Source organism: Microbacterium sp. LMI1x-1-1.1 (genome assembly GCF_040676205.1).
GTDB lineage: Bacteria > Actinomycetota > Actinomycetes > Actinomycetales > Microbacteriaceae > Microbacterium > Microbacterium aquilitoris.
Genome location: NZ_JBEGHM010000001.1, coordinates 351,507 through 373,941 on the forward strand (window position 1 = coordinate 351,507; position 22,435 = coordinate 373,941).

Below are 22,435 nucleotides of genomic sequence, written 5' to 3' on the forward strand. Positions count from 1 at the left end.
GGTCAGTCGGCCCGCTTCCGGCCCCAGGGCAGTCGGATGCCTCGCTCGTTCTCGGACTCGACCTCGAGGCCGTAGTGCTCCCCGATGTGATCGAGCAGCTGCGCGCGCTCCGCCTTCTCGTAGATGCGTCTCTCGCGCTGGAACGCGACGACGGTCGACCAGCAGATGAGCAGCATGACGATGCTGAACGGCAGAGCGATGATGATCGCCGCCGTCTGCAGCGCGGTCAACCCACCCGCGATCAGGAGCGCGATCGCGAGGAGCGCGGTGATGAGCGTGAAGAGCGTCCGCACGGGCTTGCTCGGCTCGGGGTCGCCGCCCGTTGCGATCATGCCCATGACGAGCGCACCCGAGTCCGCCGACGTCACGAAGAACAGTGCGATGAGGACGAGCGCTCCGATGGTCAGCAGGAGCGGCGCGGGGAGGTGCTGGAACAGCTGGAAGAGCGCGCCCTCGACGTTCACGGATCCGTCGGCCTGCGTCATCACGCCCGGCTCGTCGAGCTGGAGCTTGATCGCGGAGCCACCGAGGACCGCGAACCAGAGCACACCGACGAGCGTCGGCACGATGAGCACTCCCATGACGAATTCGCGCACCGTGCGACCACGGCTGACGCGGGCGATGAAGATGCCGACGAACGGCGCCCACGAGATCCACCAGCCCCAGTAGAACGAGGTCCACGTCGCCTGCCACGCCTGGCCTTCGGCTCCCTGGAACGCGCTGACGCTGAAGCTCAGCCCCACGAAGTTCTGCAGGTACGAGCCGATCGACTGCACCCACTCGCGGAGCAGGTAGAAGGTGTCGTTCGTGAACAGGACGAACAGGAGCAGGAGCCCGGCGAGGATCAGGTTCAGCGACGACAGCCACTTCATGCCCTTCGTCACGCCCGACAGCACCGAGAAGAGCACGGCGGTCGTGATGACGGCGATGATGATGACCTGCACGAGCAGGCTGGGGTCCTTGATGATCCCCGCGCTGTCGAGGCCGGAGCTGATCTGCAGCACACCCAGGCCGAGACTCGTCGCGACGCCGAACAGCGTGCCGACGAGGGCGATCGCGTCGATGGCGTTGCCCCACCCGCCGCGCACACGCCGACCGAGGATGGGCTCGAGCGCCCACCGGATCGACAGCGGGCGTCCGCGGCGGTGGATCGCGTACGCGAGGGCGATGCCGACGACGACGTAGACGGCCCACGCCTGGACGCCCCAGTGCAGGTAGGTCTGCGTCAACGCCGACTGCGCGAGCTGCGCGGACGTGCCCTCGACGCCGGGCTTGGGGTCGACGAAGTGGCTGAGCGGCTCGCTCACGCCATAGAAGACGAGGCCGATCCCCATCCCCGCGGCGAAGAGAAGGGAGAACCAGGCACCCGTCGAGAACTCCGGCTTGTCGTCATCCTTGCCCAGGCGGATGTCGCCGAACCGGCTGAACCCGAGGAAGAGGCAGAAGGCGACGAAGAAGGCGGTGATGAGGACGTAGTACCAGCTGAAGGTGTCGATGATCGCGCCCTGGATCGTCCCGAAGAACGCCTCGGCCTGGGCCGGAAGCGCGATCGCGAACGCGCTGAAGACGACCGCGACCACGGCGGCCGGCGCGATCACCCACACGCTGGCCTTCGCCCGCGACGCGGGTGGGTGGGCGACGGTCTCTGAGGGTGAGGCGCTGTCGGGCATGCCGCCAGGCTACTGACGGAGGGGGTTCCTCTCACCTTCTTGCGTTCCGGGGGTCGGCCGGGTTAGCGCCTCAGTCGCGGGGCCAGGATGCCGCGAGCTTGCCGAGCAGGCGGACGAGCTCCGCGCGCTCCTCCGCCGTGAAGTCGGCCAGTGCCTGCGACAGCCGCTCGCGGCGCTCGCCCCGGAAGTCGCCCGCCCGTCGCCGCCCCTCGGCGGTCAGCGCGATGCGGGTGCGCCGAGCGTCGTCGGGATCGGCCTCGCGCGCAGCGAAGCCGAGCTCGACCGCCTGCTGCACGAGCCGCGACGCCCGTGGCTGGTCGACGCCGATCGCCTCGGCGATCTCGCTCACCGAGAGGGGGTTCTCCGCGTGCACCAGGGCGTCGAGCAACCGGATGCGGGCGGGGGCGCCGGCGAGGCGCGCACCGGGACCGAACCCGCGCTCCCCCCGCATCCGGGGCGGGCCGCCGCCGTCGGAGTGAGGTCCGTGCGCGTGGGGTCCGCCGGGATGGTGGCGGTGCGGACCGCGGCCGCGCATCTGCGCGAAGGCGGCGAGGAGCGCGTCGAGGTCGCCGGTGGGATCGGTCACCCCTCGACGATACCGCTCGGCGCGGCATCCATGTCACTTGACATGCAACACGGATACATGTCACACTGCATGTACTTGCACAGTGACATGCAATGGTCATCGCGGACAGTCCGCCGATGACAGGACGTCTCGGAAGGACACCCATGAACACCTCGATCAACGACACCCTCGGATTCCGACTCAAGCTCGTCCACCGCCTGCTGGCGCGCGAGCTCCACGACGAAACGGCGTCGGACGGAGCGGACCTCCAGGCCCGCATCTCGACCGCCGTCCCCGAGGACGACTACGACACTCTGCTGCGTTCGCTCGACGCGATCGCGCGGGAACTCGGCTGGGACGAATCGCAGCCGATGCCGCCCCGCCCCGGGCGCGGCCACCGGCACGGCGGCTTCGGCCCGCGCCACGGGTTCGGGCACGGGCACGGGTTCGGCCCACGGCACAGCCACGGCGGGCACGGGCACGGCGAATACGGTCGCAACTGCGGCCACGGCGAGCGCCGCGGTTTCGCGCCGCACCCCGCCGTCGCCGAGGCCTTCGAGCGCGGCTTCAGCCGCGGCTACGAGCAGGCGCAGCGCGACTGAGCGCGATCAGTTCCCCTTCGCACCGGCGTCGGTCGTCCCGACGTCGGTGCGGTGGAAGTTCTGGAACGAGCGGGATGCCGTCGGCCCCCGCTGCCCCTGATAACGGTTCTTGTACGAACCGGTGCCGTAGGGGTTCTCGGCCGGTGAGCTCAGGCGGAAGAAGCAGAACTGCCCGATCTTCATACCCGGCCACAGCTTGATCGGCAGCGTCGCGACGTTGGCGAGCTCGAGCGTCACGTGACCCGAGAAGCCAGGATCGATGAAGCCCGCCGTCGAATGAGTGATGAGACCCAGGCGACCGAGGGAGCTCTTGCCCTCGAGGCGCGCGGCGACGTCATCGGGCAGCGTGATCTGCTCGAACGTCGCGCCCAGCGCGAACTCACCCGGGTGCAGGATGAACGGCTCGTCGGGCGCGACCTCGATGAGGCGCGTCAGCTCGGGCTGGTCCTCGGACGGATCGATGAACGGGTACTTGTGGTTGTCGAACAGCCGGAAGTACCGGTCGAGCCGCACGTCGACACTCGATGGCTGGACCATCGCCGGGTCCCACGGGTCGAGGCCGATGCGGCCTCCGTCGATCTCGCCTCGGATGTCGCGGTCGCTGAGCAGCACGCGGCCAGCCTACTGGCCGCCGAAGGCAGCACGCGGCCAGCCACCCGGCGCATCGCACCCTCAGCGCGCGACGCGGACGACCACCACGCTCCGCGGCCGCACCGTCACGACACCGGATGCCGCGGCCGCGCCGACGAGCACGTCGCCCGCCACCGGCACCACGACCTCGTCGTCGGTGCGGTTCGAGAGGAAGACATACCGCGCCTCGTCGTCGCCGCGCTCGATGACGTCGAGCCGGCCGTCCGCCGACCGCGGGTCGCCGGCGAGGGCGTCCAGCCCCAGCCCTGCGAGCACCGCGCGGACGCCGTCCCGTCCGATGTCGGCCGACACGTAGGTCGCCGACCCGCCCGTGGACAGGCTCCGCCGGGTCACTGCGGGCGCACCGGCGAGGTCGCCGTCGGCGTAGGTGTCGAGCACCTCGACGTCGTCGCCGACGTGCACGATCCGCTCGGTCCAGCCGTGCGCGACGGCTCCCGAGGCGAGGGCGATGCGCTCGTCGGGCAGCAGCGGCACGAACTCCTCGACCATGACGCCGAGCAGCTCGCGCAGTGCGCCGGGGTAGCCGCCGAGCCAGACGCGGTCGTTCTCGTCGACGATGCCCGAGAAGTACGTCGTGATGAGGTGGCCACCGGCATCCGCGTACGCCTCGAGACGCGACCGCAGGGCGTCGGGCACGACGTGCAGCATCGGGGCGATAAGGACCTCGTACCCGTCGAAGGCCGCACCGACGGGGATGACGTCGGCGCGGACGCCGAGGTCGAGCAGCGCGCGGTACCAGGCGAGGGTCTCGTCGTCGTAGGCGGGCGAGTCCGACGGGTGCGCGTCGCGCCCGCTCACCCACCACGACTCGTAGTCGACGACGATCGCGACGCGCGCCTTCTCGCGACGCGAACCGGTGACGGGCGACAGGTCGCGGAGCGCCCCGCCGAGAGTGACGACGTCGCGGAACACGCGGCTGTTCTCGCCCGCGTGGGGCACCATGCCGGAGTGGTAGCGCTCGCCGCCGGCGCGCGACTGTCGCCACTGGAAGTAGCAGACCGCGTCGGCGCCGTGGCCGACGTGCGTGAGGGCGTCGCGCACGAGCTCGCCGGAGCGCTTGGGCGTGTTGACCTCGCGCCAGTTCACGGCGCTCGTCGCGTGCTCCATGAGGAACCAGGGGCGCCCGCCGGCGATGTTGCCGGTCAGGTTCGCCCAGAACGAGAGGTCGTCGCGGCCGAACTCGCCGGGGCGCAGGTAGTGGTCGTTCGAGACGAAGTCGACGTCGTCCACCCACGACGGGTAGTCGATGTCGCGGACGTTCTGGGCGACCATGAAGTTCGTCGTCCGCGGGATGCCGGGGGTCACCTCGTCGAGCACGGCCGCCTCGGCGCGCAGGTGGTCGCGGACGGCATCCGACGAGAACCGCTCGAAGTCGAGCTGCTGCCCGGGGTTGCGGATCGTGGGCGCCGATCGCGGCGGCAGGATCTCGTCCCACTCCTCGTAGTGCTGCGACCAGAACGCCGTGCCCCACGCGTCGTTGAGGGCCTCGATCGTGCCGTAGCGGGCCTCGAGCCAGATGCGGAACGCCCGCGCGGCGTCATCGGAGTAGTCGTAGAGGTTGTGGCATCCGAGCTCATTGGAGATGTGCCACGCGACCACGGCGGGGTGGTCGCCGTAGCGCTCGGCGAGCGCGCGCACGAGACGCAGGGCGTACTCGCGGAAGATCGGCGACGTCGGCCGCCAGTGCTGGCGGGCGCCGGGCCAGAGGATCGTGCCGTCGACGGTTTGCGGCAGGATCTCGGGATGCCGCCGGGCCATCCACGACGGCGGCGACGCGGTCGCGGTGGCCAGGTCGACGTCGATGCCGTTCGCGTGCAGCAGCTCGATGATCTCGTCGAGCCACGCGAAGTCGAACTCGCCGGGACGCGGTTCGAGCAGGCCCCACGAGAAGATGCCGAGCGAGACGATGTTGACGCCCGCCTCGCGCATGAGACGAATGTCGTCGTCCCACACCTCGCGAGGCCACTGCTCGGGGTTGTAGTCGGCGCCGTAGCGCATGGTCCCGGGCTCCTGCGAGCCGTCCTTCACCCAGCGATAGTTCTGCACGCGACCACGCTAGCCCAAAAACGTGCAGGTGCACGGTTTCACGTGATCTACTGTTCGACTATGACCGATGCACCGGCCCGCGGACCGTACGCGAAGTCCGCCGCGCGGCGCAACGAGATCATCGCGACCGCGACGGCCGTCTTCGGCACGCACGGGTACCGGGGCGGGTCGCTGCGCCAGATCGCGAAGCAGCTGGACCTCGGCCTCACGACCGTCATGCACCACTTCCCCACGAAGGTGTCGCTGCTCGCGGCCGTCCTCTCGCAGGAGGATGCCGCCGACACGGACTTCCTCGAGCGCTCCGCGCGGGACGGCTTCATCCCGACGGTGCTCGCGATCGTCGAGCGGAACATCGCCCGACGCGAGCTCGTGCGCATGTTCACGGTCGTCCAGGCCGAGGCGACGCACGCCGACCACGAGGCGCACGAGTGGCTGCGGCAGCGCTACGCGTCGGTCATCCCCGACTACCGCGACGCGATCGAGCACGACCGCGCGGCCGGACGCCTGACCACGACGGCCGACGCGACGATGCTCGCCGACCTCGTGATCGGCACGTGGGAGGGCATCCAGGTGCGGTGGCTCGCCGACGGCACGGACCCCGTCGCCGCGATGCGCGTCGCACTGGACGCTCTGCTCAAGCCGAAGGCGTGAGCCGCGGGTCGATCATCGTCATCCCTGCCGGCGAGGCCGAGTCCATGACCGGCAGCAGCTCGGCGGCCTGCTCGAGCGACACGGTCCGCTCGATGAGGTCCTGCGGGCGGAGCGTGCCGCGCGCGATGAGCTCCAGCATCCCGGGGTAGTCCTCGGCCGCCATGCCGTGACTGCCGAGCAGGTCGAGCTCCCACGCGATGGCCCGTGCCAGCGGTGCAGGGGTGAGGCCGGATGCCGAGGGCAGCAGCCCGACCTGCACGTGCCGCCCCCGGCGGCGCAGGCTGTGGATGGCATCCGCGCAGGTCTGTTCGCTGCCGACGGCGTCGACCGAGACGTGGGCCCCGCCGCCCGTGACCGCGTGGACGGCCTCGGGCACGTCACGCCCGTCCGCGACGATGGCCTCGTCCGCGCCGAGCGTGCGGGCGACGTCGAGCGCCGCGGTCGACCGGTCGACCGCGATGACCTTCGCGCCGAGCGCCTTCGCGATCATGACGGCGCTGAGGCCGACCCCGCCGGCCCCGACGATCACGACCCACTCCCCGGCGGTCAGCCGCGCTCGGGCGGTGAGCGCGCGGTAGGCGGTGGCGAAGCGGCATCCGAGTGCGGCGGCAGCGGCGAACGAGATCGACTCCGGCACGGCGACGAGGTTACGGTCGGCGGCGTGGAGGGCGACCCGCTCGGCGAACGATCCCCAGTGGGTGAAGCCGGGCTGCTGCTGGTCGGGGCAGACCTGCGCGTTGCCACTGCGGCACCACTCGCACCGGCCGCATCCGCAGACGAACGGCACCGTCACCCGGTCGCCGACCGCCCACTTCTCGACGCCCGCGCCGACCTCGACGACGACGCCCGCCAGTTCGTGCCCGGGAATGTGGGGCAGGGCGATGCCGTCGTGTCCGACCCAGGCATGCCAGTCGCTGCGGCACAGCCCCGTCGCGTGGACCTCGATGACAGCGCCGCCCGCGGGCGCGACCGGATCGGGGACCTCGGTGACGACGAGGGGTCCTGCGATCTGTTCCATCACCATCGCGCGCATGCCTCGATTCTGCCGGGCGTCAGAACCGCGTGAGCTCCCGGAGCACGGCGATGACGTCGTCGACCGCAGGCGGGCGGGGGCCCGCCCGGAAGACCACGCCCATGTCGCGCGCCGCGCGCGGATCGTCGATCGGCCGCTGCACGCACCCGTCGAGCGGATGCGGCACCTCGGGGCCGATCGCGATGCCGAGCCCGGCGGCGACGAGGCCGTGCAGGGTGCGCAGATCGTCGCCCTCGAAGGCGATGTCGAGCGGCACGCCCTCGGCGGCGAAGAGCTGCTCGAGCGTGCGGCGCAGTCCGTACCCCGGCTTGAGCGTGACGTGCGTCTCGCCGACGACGTCCGCGAGCGTGACCCGCGCGGCCGTCGCGAGCCGGTGCCCCTCGGGGACGACGACCACGAGCGGCTCGTCGTAGAGGTGGAGGGTTTCTCCGGAGGGATGCGTCGCGGCGGCCCCCGAGACGATCGCGAGGTCGGTCCGTCCGGAGTCGAGTTCGGCCAGGCACGCGTCGCGCGCGCCCTGCCAGAGCTGCACCCGGATGTCGGGGCGCTCCTCGCGCAGCCGCCGGACGAGCCGAGGGACGAGGTTCTCCCCGAGCGAGTTCTGGAACGCGAGCCCGACGGTCGACCGGGCGTCGTCGAGGGAGTCGAGCGCATCCTGCGCGGCACGGAGGGCGACGCGCACTCCGGGCAGCATCCGACGCGCGGCGTCGGTGAGTCGGATGCCGCGGCCATCCCGCGCGACCAGGGCGACGCCGAGCCGCGACTCGAGCTGGCGGAGCGCACGGCTCACGGTCGGCTGCGGCACCCCGAGGGCCTCGGCCGCGCGGGTGACGTGCTCGTCGTCTCCCAGCGCGTCGAGCAGCGGGAGGTGCGGCAGGAGGTCGATCACGCGATCACGACTCATGCAGGAACGCTATCGCTCCACGCGTATGGGTATTGGATCTGTATGCGACAGATGCCTACCGTGGAGCGGGTGACGACCGTCGGCATCCCTCCCCTCACCGCGTCGCCCCGCCGGCTCGGCGCCGCGATGTGGACGACGGGGATCGCCACCTTCGGGGTGCTCTACGCGCCGCAGGGCCTGCTGACGGGCATCGCCGAGACGTACCGGCTCACCGCCGCCGACGCGTCGTGGGTCGTGTCGGCCGCGACCCTCGGGCTCGCGCTCTCGATCCTGCCGTGGGCGCTGGTCGCCGACCGGTTCGGACGCAGGCGGATGCTGCGCGTCGCCGCCGTGGCCGCGGCGGTCATCGCCGTCGCATCGCCGCTGCTGCCGGGGTTCGCCGGGCTGCTCGCGGGACGATTCCTTCTCGGCGTCGCGCTCGGCGGCATCCCCGCTCTCGCGGTCGCCTACGTTCACGAGGCCGCCGGCCCGCAGCGCGCGGGGGTCGCCGCAGGAGCGTACGTCGCCGCGACGAGCGTGGGCGGTCTCGCGGGACGCCTCGTCGCCGCCCCGGTCGGCGAGATCGTCGGGTGGCGGCTGTCGCTGGAGCTGCTCGGCATCCTCGCGGCGGCGCTGACCGTGCTGTTCGCGGTGCTGCTGCCGCCGACCGAGGAGCATCGGCCGGTGCCGTTCGGCCGCAGCCTGCGCATCCTCGGACGGCAGGCCGTCAACGTGCGCGCACTGCCGCTGTACGCGATCGGCGCGATGGTGGTGGGGGCGATGGTCGCCGTCTTCAACGCGCTGGGCTTCCGCCTCGAGGCGGCGCCCTACTTCTTGTCGGCGACGGCCGTCTCGCTCGTGTTCCTGACGTACCTGTCGGGCACGGTGACCTCGCGACTGTCTGGCGCGCTCGTCCAGCGCTTCGGGACACGGATGCCGCTGGTCGCCGGCGGGGCCGCGACGACCGTCGGCGCCGCCGTCACGCTGGCGTCGCCGGTGGCCGTCATCGTGGTCGGCGTCCTCCTCATCACGGCCGGGATGTTCCTCGCCCACGCGACGGCCAACGCCGCGACGGCGCGGGCCGGCGGCTCTGGTCGGCAGCACGCCGTCGCGCTCTACAGCGTCGCGTATTACATCGGCTCGAGTGTGCTCGGCACCGTGGGCGCCGCCGCGTGGACCGCGGCGGGATGGGTGGCGTTGGCCGGGCTCGTCGCGGTGCTCGGCGTGCTGGTCGCTCTGGCCTCCGTCAAGGTGCGGGACTGACGACGTAGCCCTCGCTACAGTGCCGGGCATGGACAACTACGGAAGTTACGCGGGGCTCGGCGCCGGCCTGATCATCATGGCGGTCGTCCTCTACGTGGGCACGTTCGCCCTGGCGATCTGGGTGGGCTACCTGATCCAGCGCACCGCCGTGAAGAACGGTATGCTGCGCGCGATGCAGGAGAGCGGAATGACCTTCGCTCCCCGCCCCGGCGCGCCCTACCCCGGGGGTGCACAGCCTGGAGCCGGGCATCCGGGAGCTCAGCCGCCCTACCCCGGTCAGGCACCGCAGGCGGGTCAGCCGCCGCGCCCCACTCAGCCGCCGGTTCCGCCGCAGACGCCTCCGCAGGCTCCGCCGGCGCCTCCGACGAACCCTTGAGCACCGCGACGGGCGAGTGCCCCCGAGCCTTGCTAGGCTTACGGGGCGCCTCCGGGCGCACTGGGGCTGTAGTTCAATGGCAGAACATCTGCTTCCCAAGCAGATAGCGCGGGTTCGATTCCCGTCAGCCCCTCCACTGTCACTTTTCGTGCCGCGTCCTGTGTGGCTTCTGACCGTCCTGGCCGCTGCGTTCGGTGCGTGGCTCATCTGGAAGGGCGTCGCCATCTGGCCCGCCGATAAGCGCTGTCAGACGTAGACCGGAGTTCAGCCCGCGTCGGCGTCAGGCTCGTCCCGCGGCATCCGCGGCTGGCTCACCAGCCACATCGACCGCCAGAAGGCGACCTGGAATACGACGAACGCAACGATCCACAGCACCATCCAGAGCGAACGAACCGGGCTCTCAGCACTCGCGAAAAGGGCGACCGATCCGATCCACACGACCAGGCTGATGATCTGGACGAGCCGAAGCCTGCGGATGCTTCCCGTGGCGTCACCATAGGGGTCGAATGGCGTCGTGACGAGACCGCCGCCTAGATGTTCGCGAGGACGGCGAGGGTGAACACCACGACCACGACCGAGAGCGTCAACACCGTCCAGCCCCACCGAGTCGACCCGGTGCTGAGCGGCGGTCGGGAGTCCTCGACGCCGAGCCGCTCTCGGTCCCGCTGAGGCCCGGGATCGGCGGATGCGGGGCTCATCGCCCCAAGGTAGCTGCCGGCCGCTCCGCGGCATCCACCTCGTCAACGGTCCCGACACTGTCGTACGCGTCGAAGAGTTCCGGAGAACCCCACTCGGTCTTCGACACGGTGCCATCCGGCCACAGCACGATGACGTCTGCCGGCCCGAGCCAGACAGCAGTGATCTCGATCTTACGCCCGTCCGTCAACACGAACCGAGTCGACTGCGTCTGCCCACCGGTGAGGTCGTTCAGATCGGACGGAGAGGCGTCGGTCACCGGCATGTCGGAGTACGCGCGCACGAACTCGCTCAGGACTTCGGGGACATCGAGAGTCAACCTGTCGATCGTGTCGGGCACATCGCCCCATGGGTACTCGTAGTACTCGACGGAGGCGACGTCGTCCGCCGTGATCCCGAGCGACTTCTCCGCGACGGGCGCGCATCCGGCGAGCAGAGTCACGCAGACCGCGGTCAGGACCGTCGCCACACCCCATGGAGCTCTCATGTGCGTCGAAGCTATCGGCCTCCGCGGCGGCGGCACCACCCGTTTGAGTAACGATCGAGACTCTGCCCTTAGAAGGGACGCTCCTCCTGAAGGAGGAGCGGGGTCGTCTCACGGATGATCTCCGCCTCCGCGACTCTCGGCGAGCAACCGACGCCCCTAGTCTCGGCGTATGAGACGCGCCCTGCCCTTCTGGCTGCCACCGCTGATAGGCCTGGCGCTGTTCGCCATCTGGCTCCCCCGAGCTGAAATCGAGCGGGTGGATCTTGTTCCGTCGCGAGACCAGACCTTCATCACCGGTCCGTACGCGTTGGCCATCATGGTCGGATTCGTTGTGGTCATCGCCGTATCGACGCACCGCCCGACGTGGGCGCTCGCGCTTCTGACCACTCTCCTCGTGCTGCAGATCTTCTTCTGGCCCGCGCGCTTCAGTCAGATCGCCTGGACCGGATACCTCGCTCTCGCTGTCGTGCCGGCGCTCATCAGCAGGTCTCGCCGCACCACCCGGCGCCCGCTGATGCTCGCGATCACGCTGGCCGCGAGCGTTGCGGTCGGTTCGCTCCTGACGCTGCCTGCCCTGTCCGTCTCGGGCAAGTGGGGAACGATCACGGGAAAGGACGTCGCGGGCAGCCTCGACGCGACCGCGATCTGGACCGCCGTGGCTCTTCTCGTCACCGTGCTCAGCTGGCGGATCGGACGTCCTCGTCCCGCTCCTTCGGTATCGGATCACGACCGGGCCGAGGATCGCGGACACCTCATCTCCGACCTCTCGCCGCGCGAGCGGGAGATGTTCGAGCTCGTCGCCACCGGCAGGTCCAACGCCGAGATCGCCGCCTCGAGCTACATCGGCGAAACCACGGTGAAGACGCACGTCAGCAGCATCCTGGCGAAGCTCGGGCTGTCTTCTCGCAGCGAGCTGATCGCGTTCGCCTGGTCGAACGGCCTCCTGCCGGTCGCCGAGATGCAGACCACGTCGACCTAACGCGTAATCGAATGATCGTGCACCGACCGCTCGCACTTCCCGCTCACTGAGACTCCGATACCTCGCAGCGTGACACGCTGGAACCGTGCTGAGCAGAGACGAACTCGTCCACGCGGTCGAGGCCGCGGCATCCGCTCAGGGGTTCGCGCTCGACCCGCGGCAACGGGCGGTCCTGGATCGGCTGGCGGCGCTCGGGAGCGAGCTGGCGACTGGAGAAGCCCGCAGCCTCTACCTGTGGGGCGACGCCGGCCGCGGCAAGTCCTGGTTGGCGGATGCCGCGTACGCCGCCATCCCGCTGCGCGAGAAGCGTCGTGTCCACTTCCACGGCTTCTTCCACGAACTGCACCGCAGTATCCAGCGGCACCGCACTGAGCCCGACGCGGCGGAGCGGGCGATCGACGATGCCGTCGGCGACAGCAGACTGCTCTTCTTCGACGAGCTGCACGTGCACGATCCGGGAGACGCGCGGCTTCTGACCCGGCTGCTCGATCACGCCTTCACCCGCAAGGTCACGGTGCTCGCGACCTCCAACTACGCGCCCGAGGACCTCCTCCCCGACCCGGACTGGCACCATATCTTCGTCCCCGGCATCGCCCTCATCGAGACGAACATGGACGTGATGCCGCTCCACGGACCGACGGACTACCGGACGATCACCGACAACCACACACGAGGATTCGCGTCGGGAACCTGGTCGACGCGGACCCCGCCGCGCGCGACGACTCCGCCGCAACACCTCACTCTGAACGGCCGGGTCTTCCCGGTGACGTCGGCGGATGCCGGCGAGCTGACGCTGACATTCGATCAGCTCTGCCGCACCCCGACCTCGACGATCGAGTACCTGCGATGGGCGCAGGATTTCGACCGGTGGACCGTAACGGGTGTCCCCCGCTTCGACGCGGTCGACCCGCCGGCGCAGCAGCGATTCATCAACCTCATCGACGTGCTCGTCGCCGAGGACCTGCCCGTCGACTTCTACGCCGACGTCGACCTGGGCGACTTCCTCGCGGCAGCCTCTCGGCGACCCGACGCGTTCCGCATGGCAAGTCGCCTGCGCCTCCTCGCGACGGCGGGCTAGCCGCGCGCTGGGCGGGAGGCATCCGCCTCCCCGGCTCCGACTCGACGGTCCGCACGACACGGGCCGTCAACACGGGCGTCGTCAGCGACCATCAGGCCCACGTGCACTTCCCCCGTGACGCGGCGGAGCGGACCCTTGGGCTCGCGTCGGGGGCCTCGGAGCGGTCGCTGTCGCCTCCCACGGGCTGAGCGTCACGCGGGCGACGACGCTCGCCGTGCGAGGTCGGGCCCGACCTGACATCCCTGGCCCGCCTCGCCCCACATGTGCATCTGCACCGAATCGGCGCAGGCGCGCCGAGCGACTCGGGTCACGTCTTCTGAGCACGGACCTCCGGATCAGACGCTCGTCGTCGGCCACGTTGCTTCGGCGATCGGATCGACCGCCTCCGCCGGATCAGGTTCGGGAACGACGTACAGACCCGACGGCGAATTGGCTGTCGCCATCAAAGCTTCCACCCACGCCGGGTTGATCGGGATCTTCGCGCGCTTGTCGAAGCGGATGTCGATTTTGCTCGACGGCTGCACCCACTGCGATTCCCGACCGCCGCCGACGCTGACGTCCTTCGACCACGTGAACACGAAGGGTTCGTGGCGGCGGAGCTTGGTTACGATCACGAGTTCCAGGTGCGCGATGAGGCGGTCGTCGAGCTTCACCGACGCTGATCCGATGGTTAGTCGTCCCATATGCGGAGGCTGTCGTGGGCGAGACGACTCCTGCAGGGGCTTGACTTCGCGGCACTCGTTCACACGGGAGGGGCGGGACCCGCGGCCCGCCCCTCCCGTGTGCGCGGTCAGTTGTCGCTGAGGGTGCTCCGCGCTTCCTGTGCGCGATCGGTGACGGTGCCGGCAGCGTCGGTGCCCTCGTCCTTGACGGTGTGCACCGCTTCCTGCGCGCGATCCTTGACAGCCTCGGCAGCTTCCTGCGCGGGCTCCTTGAGATGACTCGCGGCATCCTTCGCCACGTCGCCGAGCTCGTCGACGAGCGGCTGCGCCTGCTCCTTTGCCGTCTCGGCGAGCGCCTTCTCCTTCGCGGAGGCGGGGATGAGCGATGCGGCGAGCAGCCCCGCGCCGAAGGCGATCAGACCGACGGCCAAAGGGTTGCCCTCGGCCTTCGCCTTCACGTCGTGCGCTACCCCGGAGGCGGAGCCTGCGAAATCGTGCGCCGATGACCCCGCGTCGTCGGCCGCGCCCATGATCCGGTCGCGGACCGAGCCGACTGCGCCGGTGATCTTGCTCTTCTGCCGGTCGACGATCTTCGACGGGGTGACTTTGTCGGCCAGGGCGTCGACGTCGAGGCCGAGCTCGGAACGCGTCCGTTCAATCTCCGCACGAATGGCGTCAGGTGAATCGCTCATCGGTTCTCCTCATTTCTCTTGAATGTCTCGGGAATCTCTTGGAGCGTCTCCACGGTCTGCGGGGCTCCCTGCACGTTCTTCAATTGCTTTCGTCCGACCACGTACAACACGGCCGCGACGATCGCCCATAGCACCGCCACGATGACGCCCGCCCATCCCCAGCCCACCAGGGTCGCGAGCGCGGCCCAGAGAGCGAGGGACAGGAAGAGGACGACCATGGATGCCGCGTACCCGGCGCCGCCGAGCATGCCCGCACCCTTGGCCGAGGTCGTGGCCGACTCCTTCAACTCCGCTTTGGCGAGCGAGACCTCCTGACGCATGAGCGTCGACAGGTCTCGCGTCACCTCGCCGAGCAGGTCGCCGAGCGACGTGGTGCCGGCTTTCTGCTCAGAAGGCGTCGCGTCGCTCATCCGTGTCCCTCCCGTCGGTGCTGTGCAGGGCGCCTGCCGACTCGTCGTAGAGCGGCGTGCTCGACGACGGAAGTCCGTCGCTCGGGTCGGTCGCGATCGGGTCGAGGTACGACGGCTCTTGCCCCGCGATCGGCGTCGCAGGAGCGGATGCCGGCACGCCCGCGCCCGCCGGAGTCGGCGTGATCGAGCGGCCCGAGGTCGCGGTGCCGGCGTCGTCGTGGGACGCCATGGCCCGGACGAGGCGTCCGGCGACGATGCCCGCGACGGCGGCACCGGCGATGAACGCGACGGGGCGGCGCCGCGCGAACCGCTTCACCTCGTCGAGGAGCGCCGCGGGGTCGCGGTCACCGAGCCACGTCGCGGCGTCGGCGAGACGCGTGGAGAGCTGCTGCACGATGTCGGTCGCGACGCCGCCGCCCTCGGAGTTCCGGGCCATCGACCCGAGTTCCTCGCCCACGGACTTCAACCCGCTCGCGACACGCTCCTGCTGCTGCGCCGCCTGGTCGGACAGCTCCGTCCGACTCTGCGAGTAGAGATCCTTGAGTTGCGTCTTCGCCTCGGTGGCGACGGATGCCGCTTCGTCCTTCGCGGTGTGCGCGACATCTTTGGCGGCATCTGCCGCGGTGCCCGTGACGGCGGATGCCTCCTGCTTCGCGGTCTCGGCCTTGCCCGAGTCCGTTCCGGTTCCGCCGGTACCGGCGGGTCCATTTCCGACTGACATGGTTGCTCCTTTGCTGAGGACTCGTGTCCTGGGTGCGCCACTGTGCGACCCGATGTGGTGTCGCGAGACGGGGGTTGCGCGCGGCCCTGATGACGGGTACGTGCGAGACCGTCTGCCAGGATCGGCCCGCGTAAGATGGGATCGGCGCGTCGGGAAGTCTGGTCGACATTTCTGTCTGTCGACCCTTCCGGAGGACCGCCCCGTGAACACGCCGAGCACTGACCGTACCGACCTGCGCGCGCCACGCTGGCGCGGTCACACCGAGGCCGCCCGCGTGTCGGCGATCCTCCGCAAGGAGGCCGTCGGAGGAGCTCTGCTCGTGATCGCCGCCGTCGCAGCCATCGTGTGGGCGAACTCACCGGCATCCGACAGCTACTTCGCCCTGCGTGACTTCCGCGTCGGCTATGAACCGTGGCATCTCGAGCTCTCCCTCGGCGCATGGGCGGCCGACGGCCTGCTCGCGATCTTCTTCTTCCTCGTGGGACTCGAACTCAAACGCGAGCTCGTCGTCGGCGATCTACGGCGGTTCAGCACGGCGGTCGTCCCGGTGACGGCGGCGATCGGCGGCGTGGCCGTGCCGGCTCTGATCTACGTCGCCGTGGTGCGCGGGCAGGACGGACTCGCTCAGGGGTGGGCGATCCCCACGGCGACCGACATCGCGTTCGCCGTCGCCGTCCTCGCTCTCGTCGGGTCGCACCTGCCGAGCCCGCTGCGCATCTTCCTGCTCACCCTCGCCGTGGTGGACGACCTGATCGCGATCGGCATCATCGCGGTCTTCTACACCGAGGACATCGCGGTCGTCCCGCTCGCGGTGGCTGTTGCGGTCGTCGCACTCTACGGCTTTATCGCGCAGCGCTACCGGTCGCTGTTCGCCGGCCGCCCGTTCGCGGCCTGGCTGGTTCTCCTGCCGATCGGGTTCGTCGCCTGGGCGTTCCTGCACGCGTCGGGCGTGCACGCCACCATCGCCGGCGTCGCCCTCGCCTTCACGATCCCGGTCAAGGCTGCGCGTGGCGCGACCGACGGCCCCCGCGCGGCCGACCTCGCCCACGAGTTCGAGCACCGCTTCCGCCCGCTGTCGGCCGGCTTCGCCGTACCCGTCTTCGCCTTCTTCGCCGCCGGAGTCGCCGTGGGCGGCACCGACGGCATCCTCCGCGCGGCCACCGATCCGGTCGCCCTCGGCATCGTCGCGGGACTCGTGCTCGGCAAGCCGATCGGCATCCTGCTCGCCGTCCGCGCGCTGACACTCGTGACGAAGATCCGGCTGCACCCGGCGCTGCGGTGGGTCGACCTCCTGGGTGTCGCGCTGCTGGCCGGCATCGGATTCACCGTCTCGCTGTTGATCGCCGAGCTCAGCTTCCCCGCCGGCTCGACCGAGGGTGACGACGCGAAGATCGCCATCATGATCGCGTCCGTACTCGCGGCGCTGATCGCCTCCGGCATCCTCATCGCCCGCAACCGCCGCTACCGCCGGATCGTAGCCGAAGAGACCGTGGATGAGGATGCCGACGGCACGCCCGACATCTATCAGGAAGCGCCTGCGCCCACATCGCCGCACCAGGGGTAACGTCGCCTGCGCACGAGAAATGGTGAGCCGGGAAGTCTGGTCGGCAGCGGTCGCTCGACCGTTCCCTTCGAACGAAAGCCAGTGATGGAACACCCCGTAGTGACACTCGGCGACACGGACACCGCTGTCGCCCGCGGGATCACCGCCCGCCGACCCCTCGACGGCGAGGAGGTGAGCCGCCCGCGCGCGGTCGTCGCCTTCGCCGATCTGCGCGACTACTCCCGCGTGACGGGCAAGGATCGTCTGCGTGCGCTCGCGACCTTGGCGGCTGTCGAGACGAAGCGGCATGTCGGGGTGCGACAGCTCGTGTTCGCGGTGACTCTCGCGCCACGACATGCACTGGCGTTCGACCGGATCGCGTCCGCGCTGGGTGCGCGTGTCCACGCGGAACTGGAGCGCGACAATGCGCGGGACGTCGAGGTCACGTTCCTGGATGTCAGCGAGTGCGGGGACGTCCCGGCGCTGACGGAGCGCCTTCTCGACCGTTGCGCGGACCCCGTGGGCCAGCACGGCGTCGTGGTGCTCGACTGGGATGACATCCGCGATCACTCGATCCGGCGAGCCGCGCGGGACCAGTACCTCTGATACCCACTTTTCCGCGCTGGGCAGGAATGCCAACGCCGGGCATCCGTTGTATTCAGATGCATGGCACCGGCCGCGAGAGTCACGGCGTCAGGCCTGCGAAAAGAGGCAACGCAATGGCACGGTTCGACGGCAAGACGGCACTGGTCACCGGCGGCGGCAGCGGCATCGGCGCGGAGATCGCCCGCAAGCTCGCGGCCGAAGGCGCGTCGGTGGTGGTCACCGACATCAAGCTCGACGCGGCCGAGAAGGTCGTGACGCAGATCACGGATGCCGGAGGCACCGCATCCGCGTTCGCTCAGAACACGGCGAAATGGCAGGACTCCGAGAAGGCCGTCCGCTACGCGCAGGACACCTACGGCGCCTTGCACCTCGCGGTCAACAACGCCGGCATCGGCGCCGCCCCGCAGAACATCGGCGACTACGACATCGAGGCGTGGGACCGAGTTCGCGCAGTCGACCTCGATGGCGTCTTCTACGGGCTGCGGTTCCAGCTGCCCGCGATCGTGGCTGCCGGCGGCGGCGCGGTCGTCAACATGGCGTCGGTGCTCGGCTCGGTCGGCCTCGCGCAGAACGCGGCCTATGTCGCCAGCAAGCACGCCCTCGTCGGCCTCACGAAGGTGGCGGCCCTCGAGTACACGGCTCAGGGTGTGCGCACGAACGCGGTCGGCCCGGGCTTCATCGACACCCCGCTCGTGCGCGCGAGCCTCCCGGGTGACGCACTGTCGGCCCTCGAGAAGGAGCACGCCGCCGGCCGACTCGGAACGGATGCCGAGGTCGCAGCGCTCACGCTCTTCCTGCTGAGCGACGAGGCATCCTTCATCTCGGGCAGCTACCACCTCGTCGACGGCGGCTACTCCGCCCACTGACGACACTGCTCCGCCCCCGCGAGAACGCTCGTGCGGGGCGGAGCCGCCCCTGCGTGTCAGGCGGTCGGCGACGCCTCGATGTGGGCGACCGAGCGCACCTCGAGGTAGCCGCACAGATCCGCGGCGGTCCCGAGTTCCGCGACGAGCGCGGCGGTCTCCTCCGCCGACAGCGCGACCTCGTCGAGCTGAGGCTCGAAGACGACGCGCCAGCGCGCATCCTCGTTCATCGGAGGGCGGACGTAGACCGTCGTCGACGCGTTCCGCAGCGGAACGACGACGAGACCCCCGTCATCCCCCCACGAGTCGTCTTGGATGACGACCTTGATGAGGTCCCCGTCCTGCCGCGCGGCGACGAACTCGTCCAACCAGAGCTGCAAGGTTTCGCGACTGCGGTACGGCATGTGTTCGTCTTCCTGGCGCGACGGCGTGCCGGTGCCCCCGGCGGGACGACGTCGTGCTCTGTCGCGAGGGTAACACCCCCGGACGACGCCGTCCCGTCGGGTATCCGAACTCAGTCCTTCAGCGTCTCGATGTCGATCACGAAGCGGTAGCGGACGTCGGAGCGCAGCACGCGCTCGTAAGCGTCGTTGATCTCGTCCGCACCGATCAGCTCGGTCTCGGGAGCGATGCCGTGCGCGGCGCAGAAGTCGAGCATCTCCTGGGTCTCGGCGATCGATCCGATGTTCGAGCCGGCGAACGAGCGGCGGTTGCCGAACAGGGTGAATACGCGCAGCGACAGGGGCTCGGACGGTGCGCCGACGTTGACCATCGTGCCGTCCAGGCGCAGCAGACGCAGGTAGTCCTCGAGCTTCAGCGGCGCGCTCACGGTGTTGATGATGAGGTCGAACGTGTTGGCGAGGGTCGTGAACGTCGACGCGTCGCTCGTGGCGTAGTAGTGCGTCGCGCCGAACCGCTTGCCGTCCTCCTGCTTCGACAGGCTCTGCGACAGGACCGTGACCTCCGCACCCATGGCGGCGGCGATCTTGACGGCGAGGTGTCCGAGCCCGCCCATGCCCACGACGGCGACCTTGGAGCCGGCGCCGACCTTCCAGTGCGCGAGCGGCGAGTACGTCGTGATGCCGGCGCACAGCAGCGGCGCGACCGACTCGTACGGGAGCGCCTCGGGGATGCGCAGGACGAAGTCCTGGTCGACGACCACGTGCGTCGAGTAGCCGCCCTGGGTGATCGTGCCGTCGCGGTCGACGGACCCGTAGGTCTGGGTGTTGCCGTTCAGGCAGTAGTTCTCCATGCCGGCGAGGCAGTTCTCGCACTCGCGGCAGGAGTTGACCATGCAGCCGACGCCGACCCGGTCGCCGACGGCGAAGTCGGTGACCTCGGAGCCGACCTCGACGACCTCGCCGGCGATCTCGTGCCCGACGACCTGCGGGTAGGTCACCGGACCCCAGTCGCCGCGGACGAGGTGGATGTCGGAGTGGCAGATCCCGGCGTAGCGGATCGCGATGAGGACGTCGCGGGGTCCCGTCTCGCGGCGCTCGATCGTCGTGCGGACGAGCGGGTCGGTCGCGGACGGCGCGGCGTAAGCGGCGACAGTAGGCATGGGGTCTCCTTGCTGATCGATAGACGGATGCCTCGGGTCGGGGCATCCCTCACGGGAAACGCTACGCCCGCCCTCTGATGAGTCTCATCGGAAGCACCGCGGGTCAGAGCGTGCTCGTGAAGACGTGTCCTCCGCCGCGGACCTCGACCGTCCGCCCGTCGGGGAGGACGACCTCGGCCGGCACGTCATCGGGGAGCGCGACCTCGAGGGTGAGCTCGCCCGACGCGACCCGCCACGCGACGCTGACCTCCCCCTGCCGGGTGCGCAGCGAGGTCTCGGCCCACTCGATGCCCGGCCCGGGCCGAGGCTGGACGCGCACGCGGGCGTAGCCGGGGGCGGCAGGCCGAAGCCCGCCCACCACCTGGTGGATCCAGTCCACGACGGCGCCGAGGGCGTAGTGGTTGAAGCTCGTCATCTCGCCGGGGTTGATCGACCCGTCGGGAAGCATCGAGTCCCAGCGCTCCCACACGGTCGTCGCGCCCATCGTGATCGGGTAGAGCCAGGACGGGCACTCCTTCTCGAGCAGCAGCCGGTACGCCTCGTCGACGTGCCCGGTCTCGGAGAGTGCCCACGTCACGTACGGCGTGCCGGCGAACCCGGTCGTCACCCGGAATCCGGACTCGCGGACGATCTCGGCGAGGCGCGCGGCGGCCCGGCTCCGCAGGTCGCCCTCGAGGACGCCGAACGTGATCGCGAGGGCATAGACGGTCGCGCAGTCCGACCGGACGATGCCGTCGTCGTCGACGTAGTGGCGGACGAACGCGTCCCGCGTGCGTGCGGCGAGTCCGCGCCAGCGGTGCGCCTCGGCATCGTTCCCGAGGACGGCGGCCGCCTCGGCGGCGAACGAAGCCGAACGGTACAGGCACGCCGTGGCGACGACCGCGGCATCCGCCTTCGCGGCGGCGGGATCCTCGGGAGGAGCGTCGGGGTCGAGCCAGTCGCCGAACTGGTTGCCTCGCTCCCAGAGGCCCCGCTCCGAGATCAGCGGCTCGATCGACGACAGGTGCATCGCCATGGCCGGGTAGTGCGCCGCGAGGCGATCGGCGTCTCCGTAGGCGTGCCACAGCGCCTGCGGAACCCACACCGCCGCATCCCCCCAGATCGCGGTCGGACCGGCCCATTCGCTCAGGTGACCCGCGGGGAAGTTCGCGTACTTCAGGACGGCCGGCACGACGAACGGCACGGCGCCGTCGGGGGCGTGCTCGGTCTCGAGCCGCAGGTCCTGCAGCCAGCTGTCGAGGAAGTCCGCGGTGTCGAAGGAGAACGACGCGGATGCCGCGAACGCCGCGATGTCGCCGGTCCACCCCAACCGCTCGTCCCGCTGCGGGCAATCGGTCGGGACGCTCAGGAAGTTGCCGCGTTGGCTCCACACGGAGTTCTCGACGAGCCGGGTGACGAGCGGATCGGAGCACGAGAACCGACCCGTGCGAGCCATCTCGGAGTGGACCACGACGGCCTCGAGATCGGCGGCGCGCAGCTCACCGGGCCACCCCTCGACCTCCGCGTAGCGGAAGCCGTGGAACGTGAACGTCGGCTCGAAGGCGTCGACCCCGCCCGAGAGGACGAACTCGTCGGTCGCGTCGGCCGAACGCAGCGGCCGGACACCCAGCTCGCCGTCCTCGAGCACCTCCGCGTGGCGGATGCGGATGAGGTCGCCGCGCGGCCCTTGGACGGTGAATCTCAGCCATCCCACGAGGTTCTGCCCGAAGTCCACGAGCGTCCGCCCCGACGGCGAGCGCCACACGCGCCGCGCAGGAACCGCCTCGTGACGACGCACCGGCGGCGACGTCTGCGGGGCGAGCACGCCGTGATCGATCTCGCTCGTGCGCACGACGAGCGGGGCACCGCCCTCGCGCAATCGGGCGTCGACACTCTGCCCACGGTAGAGCGAGTTGCGGGTGACATCGGATGCCGCGGCACCCCAGCCATCCGATGTCGACACCCGCTGCACGGACCCGTCCCGATAGACGACCTCGAGGGTCGCGGCGACCGCGATCTCGTCGCCGTAGTCCGCATCGGCGTCGCCGAATCCGAGATGCCCACGCCACCACCCGTTGCCGAGGACCAGCGCCAGCCGCACGTCATCCTGCCCGCCGCGGACCGTCTCCGTGACGTCGAACTGCTGGTACGTCAGCCGCCATTCGTAGGAGGTCCACCCGGGGTCGAGCACCGAGTCGGTGACGGGCACGCCGTCGACCTCGGCCTCGTACACACCCCGGGCGGTCGCCCACAGCGTGGCGGTGATGACGTCGTCGCGGAGCGCCGTGAGCGCGACGGTCGCAGTGAACCTCGGGGCGACGCCTTCAGCGGCCTCGGCCGAGAGGAAGACCGCTTCGGACAGCGGCGACACAGGGACGGGTGACGCGGACATCGACATGGAGAGCCCCTTCGCTCAGA

At 70.2% G+C, this 22,435-nt stretch carries 24 protein-coding genes and 1 tRNA gene; 10 read left to right on the forward strand and 15 right to left on the reverse strand.

What is annotated here, in order from left to right; all coding sequences use genetic code 11:
* Positions 1-2: 2 nt before the first annotated feature.
* Together MRBLMI1x_RS01615 and MRBLMI1x_RS01620 are read right to left on the reverse strand one after the other, a co-directional pair.
* Positions 3-1,670: a BCCT family transporter gene (locus tag MRBLMI1x_RS01615; RefSeq protein ID WP_363455332.1), complete on the reverse strand. Its 1,668-nt coding sequence runs from the start codon at positions 1,668-1,670 to the stop codon at positions 3-5.
* A 70-nt stretch (positions 1,671-1,740) separates the two neighbouring features.
* A complete protein-coding gene (locus MRBLMI1x_RS01620) occupies positions 1,741-2,256 on the reverse strand; it encodes a MarR family winged helix-turn-helix transcriptional regulator (RefSeq protein ID WP_363455335.1) in 516 nt (171 codons plus the stop codon).
* A 143-nt stretch (positions 2,257-2,399) separates the two neighbouring features.
* On the opposite strand from MRBLMI1x_RS01620, the gene MRBLMI1x_RS01625 reads away from it, so the two are divergent.
* Complete coding sequence (locus MRBLMI1x_RS01625; protein WP_363455338.1) at positions 2,400-2,837, forward strand: hypothetical protein; 438 nt, start codon at positions 2,400-2,402, stop codon at positions 2,835-2,837.
* 6 nt (positions 2,838-2,843) lie between these two features.
* Here MRBLMI1x_RS01625 and dcd read toward each other — a convergent pair whose 3' ends face one another.
* Positions 2,844-3,449 carry a dCTP deaminase gene (gene dcd, locus MRBLMI1x_RS01630; protein ID WP_018187610.1) on the reverse strand — a complete coding sequence of 202 codons (606 nt, stop codon included), beginning with the start codon at positions 3,447-3,449 and terminating at the stop codon, positions 2,844-2,846.
* A gap of 60 nt (positions 3,450-3,509) precedes the next feature.
* Positions 3,510-5,534: a beta-galactosidase gene (locus MRBLMI1x_RS01635; protein ID WP_363455342.1), complete on the reverse strand. Its 2,025-nt coding sequence runs from the start codon at positions 5,532-5,534 to the stop codon at positions 3,510-3,512.
* Between the two features lie 60 nt (positions 5,535-5,594).
* Here MRBLMI1x_RS01635 and MRBLMI1x_RS01640 point away from each other — a divergent pair, with 60 nt between their 5' ends.
* Positions 5,595-6,185, forward strand: coding sequence for a TetR/AcrR family transcriptional regulator (locus MRBLMI1x_RS01640; RefSeq protein WP_363455345.1), 591 nt, complete (start codon positions 5,595-5,597; stop codon positions 6,183-6,185).
* Here the strand turns inward: MRBLMI1x_RS01640 and MRBLMI1x_RS01645 are convergent.
* Entirely contained in the window at positions 6,169-7,218 is a 1,050-nt protein-coding gene (locus MRBLMI1x_RS01645; RefSeq protein WP_363455348.1) for a zinc-binding dehydrogenase, read from the reverse strand. The two genes, MRBLMI1x_RS01640 and MRBLMI1x_RS01645, sit on opposite strands and share 17 nt — an antisense overlap.
* Before the next feature lie 19 nt (positions 7,219-7,237).
* Positions 7,238-8,122, reverse strand: a complete 885-nt coding sequence (locus MRBLMI1x_RS01650) for a LysR family transcriptional regulator (RefSeq protein ID WP_363455351.1) — start codon at positions 8,120-8,122, stop codon at positions 7,238-7,240.
* 42 nt (positions 8,123-8,164) lie between these two features.
* Here MRBLMI1x_RS01650 and MRBLMI1x_RS01655 point away from each other — a divergent pair, with 42 nt between their 5' ends.
* From MRBLMI1x_RS01655 to MRBLMI1x_RS01665, 3 genes are all read left to right on the forward strand, one after another.
* Positions 8,165-9,364 carry an MFS transporter gene (locus MRBLMI1x_RS01655; protein WP_363455354.1) on the forward strand — a complete coding sequence of 400 codons (1,200 nt, stop codon included), beginning with the start codon at positions 8,165-8,167 and terminating at the stop codon, positions 9,362-9,364.
* Positions 9,365-9,392: 28 nt separating this feature from the next.
* Complete coding sequence (locus MRBLMI1x_RS01660; RefSeq protein ID WP_363455357.1) at positions 9,393-9,740, forward strand: hypothetical protein; 348 nt, start codon at positions 9,393-9,395, stop codon at positions 9,738-9,740.
* Between the two features lie 62 nt (positions 9,741-9,802).
* Positions 9,803-9,876 (forward strand) — tRNA-Gly (locus tag MRBLMI1x_RS01665).
* Between the two features lie 394 nt (positions 9,877-10,270).
* Here MRBLMI1x_RS01665 and MRBLMI1x_RS01670 read toward each other — a convergent pair.
* Both MRBLMI1x_RS01670 and MRBLMI1x_RS01675 read right to left on the reverse strand, forming a co-directional pair.
* Positions 10,271-10,438, reverse strand: a complete 168-nt coding sequence (locus MRBLMI1x_RS01670; protein WP_363455360.1) for a hypothetical protein — start codon at positions 10,436-10,438, stop codon at positions 10,271-10,273.
* The gene (locus MRBLMI1x_RS01675; protein WP_363455363.1) at positions 10,435-10,923 is read right to left on the reverse strand and encodes a hypothetical protein; all 489 of its coding nucleotides are present in this window, start codon (positions 10,921-10,923) and stop codon (positions 10,435-10,437) included. The genes MRBLMI1x_RS01670 and MRBLMI1x_RS01675 overlap by 4 nt, the downstream gene beginning before the upstream one ends.
* A gap of 169 nt (positions 10,924-11,092) precedes the next feature.
* Here MRBLMI1x_RS01675 and MRBLMI1x_RS01680 point away from each other — a divergent pair, with 169 nt between their 5' ends.
* Together MRBLMI1x_RS01680 and zapE are read left to right on the forward strand one after the other, a co-directional pair.
* Positions 11,093-11,902 carry a helix-turn-helix transcriptional regulator gene (locus MRBLMI1x_RS01680; protein ID WP_363455366.1) on the forward strand — a complete coding sequence of 270 codons (810 nt, stop codon included), beginning with the start codon at positions 11,093-11,095 and terminating at the stop codon, positions 11,900-11,902.
* An 85-nt stretch (positions 11,903-11,987) separates the two neighbouring features.
* Positions 11,988-12,980 carry a cell division protein ZapE gene (gene zapE, locus MRBLMI1x_RS01685; protein ID WP_363455369.1) on the forward strand — a complete coding sequence of 331 codons (993 nt, stop codon included), beginning with the start codon at positions 11,988-11,990 and terminating at the stop codon, positions 12,978-12,980.
* A gap of 335 nt (positions 12,981-13,315) precedes the next feature.
* Here zapE and MRBLMI1x_RS01690 read toward each other — a convergent pair whose 3' ends face one another.
* The 4 genes from MRBLMI1x_RS01690 to MRBLMI1x_RS01705 all read right to left on the reverse strand — a co-directional run bounded on the left by MRBLMI1x_RS01690 (position 13,316) and on the right by MRBLMI1x_RS01705 (position 15,465).
* Entirely contained in the window at positions 13,316-13,663 is a 348-nt protein-coding gene (locus MRBLMI1x_RS01690) for a hypothetical protein (protein ID WP_363455372.1), read from the reverse strand.
* Between the two features lie 107 nt (positions 13,664-13,770).
* Complete coding sequence (locus MRBLMI1x_RS01695; protein ID WP_116227678.1) at positions 13,771-14,334, reverse strand: DUF3618 domain-containing protein; 564 nt, start codon at positions 14,332-14,334, stop codon at positions 13,771-13,773.
* A complete protein-coding gene (locus MRBLMI1x_RS01700) occupies positions 14,331-14,744 on the reverse strand; it encodes a phage holin family protein (RefSeq protein WP_116227679.1) in 414 nt (137 codons plus the stop codon). The genes MRBLMI1x_RS01695 and MRBLMI1x_RS01700 overlap by 4 nt, the downstream gene beginning before the upstream one ends.
* A complete protein-coding gene (locus MRBLMI1x_RS01705; protein ID WP_363455377.1) occupies positions 14,722-15,465 on the reverse strand; it encodes a hypothetical protein in 744 nt (247 codons plus the stop codon). The genes MRBLMI1x_RS01700 and MRBLMI1x_RS01705 overlap by 23 nt, the downstream gene beginning before the upstream one ends.
* Before the next feature lie 202 nt (positions 15,466-15,667).
* Between MRBLMI1x_RS01705 and nhaA the strand changes: the two genes are divergently transcribed.
* The 3 genes from nhaA to MRBLMI1x_RS01720 all read left to right on the forward strand — a co-directional run bounded on the left by nhaA (position 15,668) and on the right by MRBLMI1x_RS01720 (position 18,480).
* Entirely contained in the window at positions 15,668-17,029 is a 1,362-nt protein-coding gene (gene nhaA, locus MRBLMI1x_RS01710) for a Na+/H+ antiporter NhaA (protein WP_363455380.1), read from the forward strand.
* 84 nt (positions 17,030-17,113) lie between these two features.
* Complete coding sequence (locus MRBLMI1x_RS01715; RefSeq protein ID WP_231370964.1) at positions 17,114-17,614, forward strand: hypothetical protein; 501 nt, start codon at positions 17,114-17,116, stop codon at positions 17,612-17,614.
* A gap of 113 nt (positions 17,615-17,727) precedes the next feature.
* A complete protein-coding gene (locus MRBLMI1x_RS01720) occupies positions 17,728-18,480 on the forward strand; it encodes an SDR family NAD(P)-dependent oxidoreductase (protein ID WP_363455383.1) in 753 nt (250 codons plus the stop codon).
* Positions 18,481-18,536: 56 nt separating this feature from the next.
* Here MRBLMI1x_RS01720 and MRBLMI1x_RS01725 read toward each other — a convergent pair whose 3' ends face one another.
* The 3 genes from MRBLMI1x_RS01725 to MRBLMI1x_RS01735 form a co-directional block, all read right to left on the reverse strand.
* A complete protein-coding gene (locus tag MRBLMI1x_RS01725; RefSeq protein WP_018187625.1) occupies positions 18,537-18,881 on the reverse strand; it encodes a hypothetical protein in 345 nt (114 codons plus the stop codon).
* Positions 18,882-18,991: 110 nt separating this feature from the next.
* Positions 18,992-20,038: an NAD(P)-dependent alcohol dehydrogenase gene (locus MRBLMI1x_RS01730; protein WP_363455386.1), complete on the reverse strand. Its 1,047-nt coding sequence runs from the start codon at positions 20,036-20,038 to the stop codon at positions 18,992-18,994.
* A 103-nt stretch (positions 20,039-20,141) separates the two neighbouring features.
* Positions 20,142-22,415 carry an alpha-L-rhamnosidase gene (locus MRBLMI1x_RS01735; protein ID WP_363455389.1) on the reverse strand — a complete coding sequence of 758 codons (2,274 nt, stop codon included), beginning with the start codon at positions 22,413-22,415 and terminating at the stop codon, positions 20,142-20,144.
* Between the last annotated feature and the right edge of the window lie 20 nt (positions 22,416-22,435).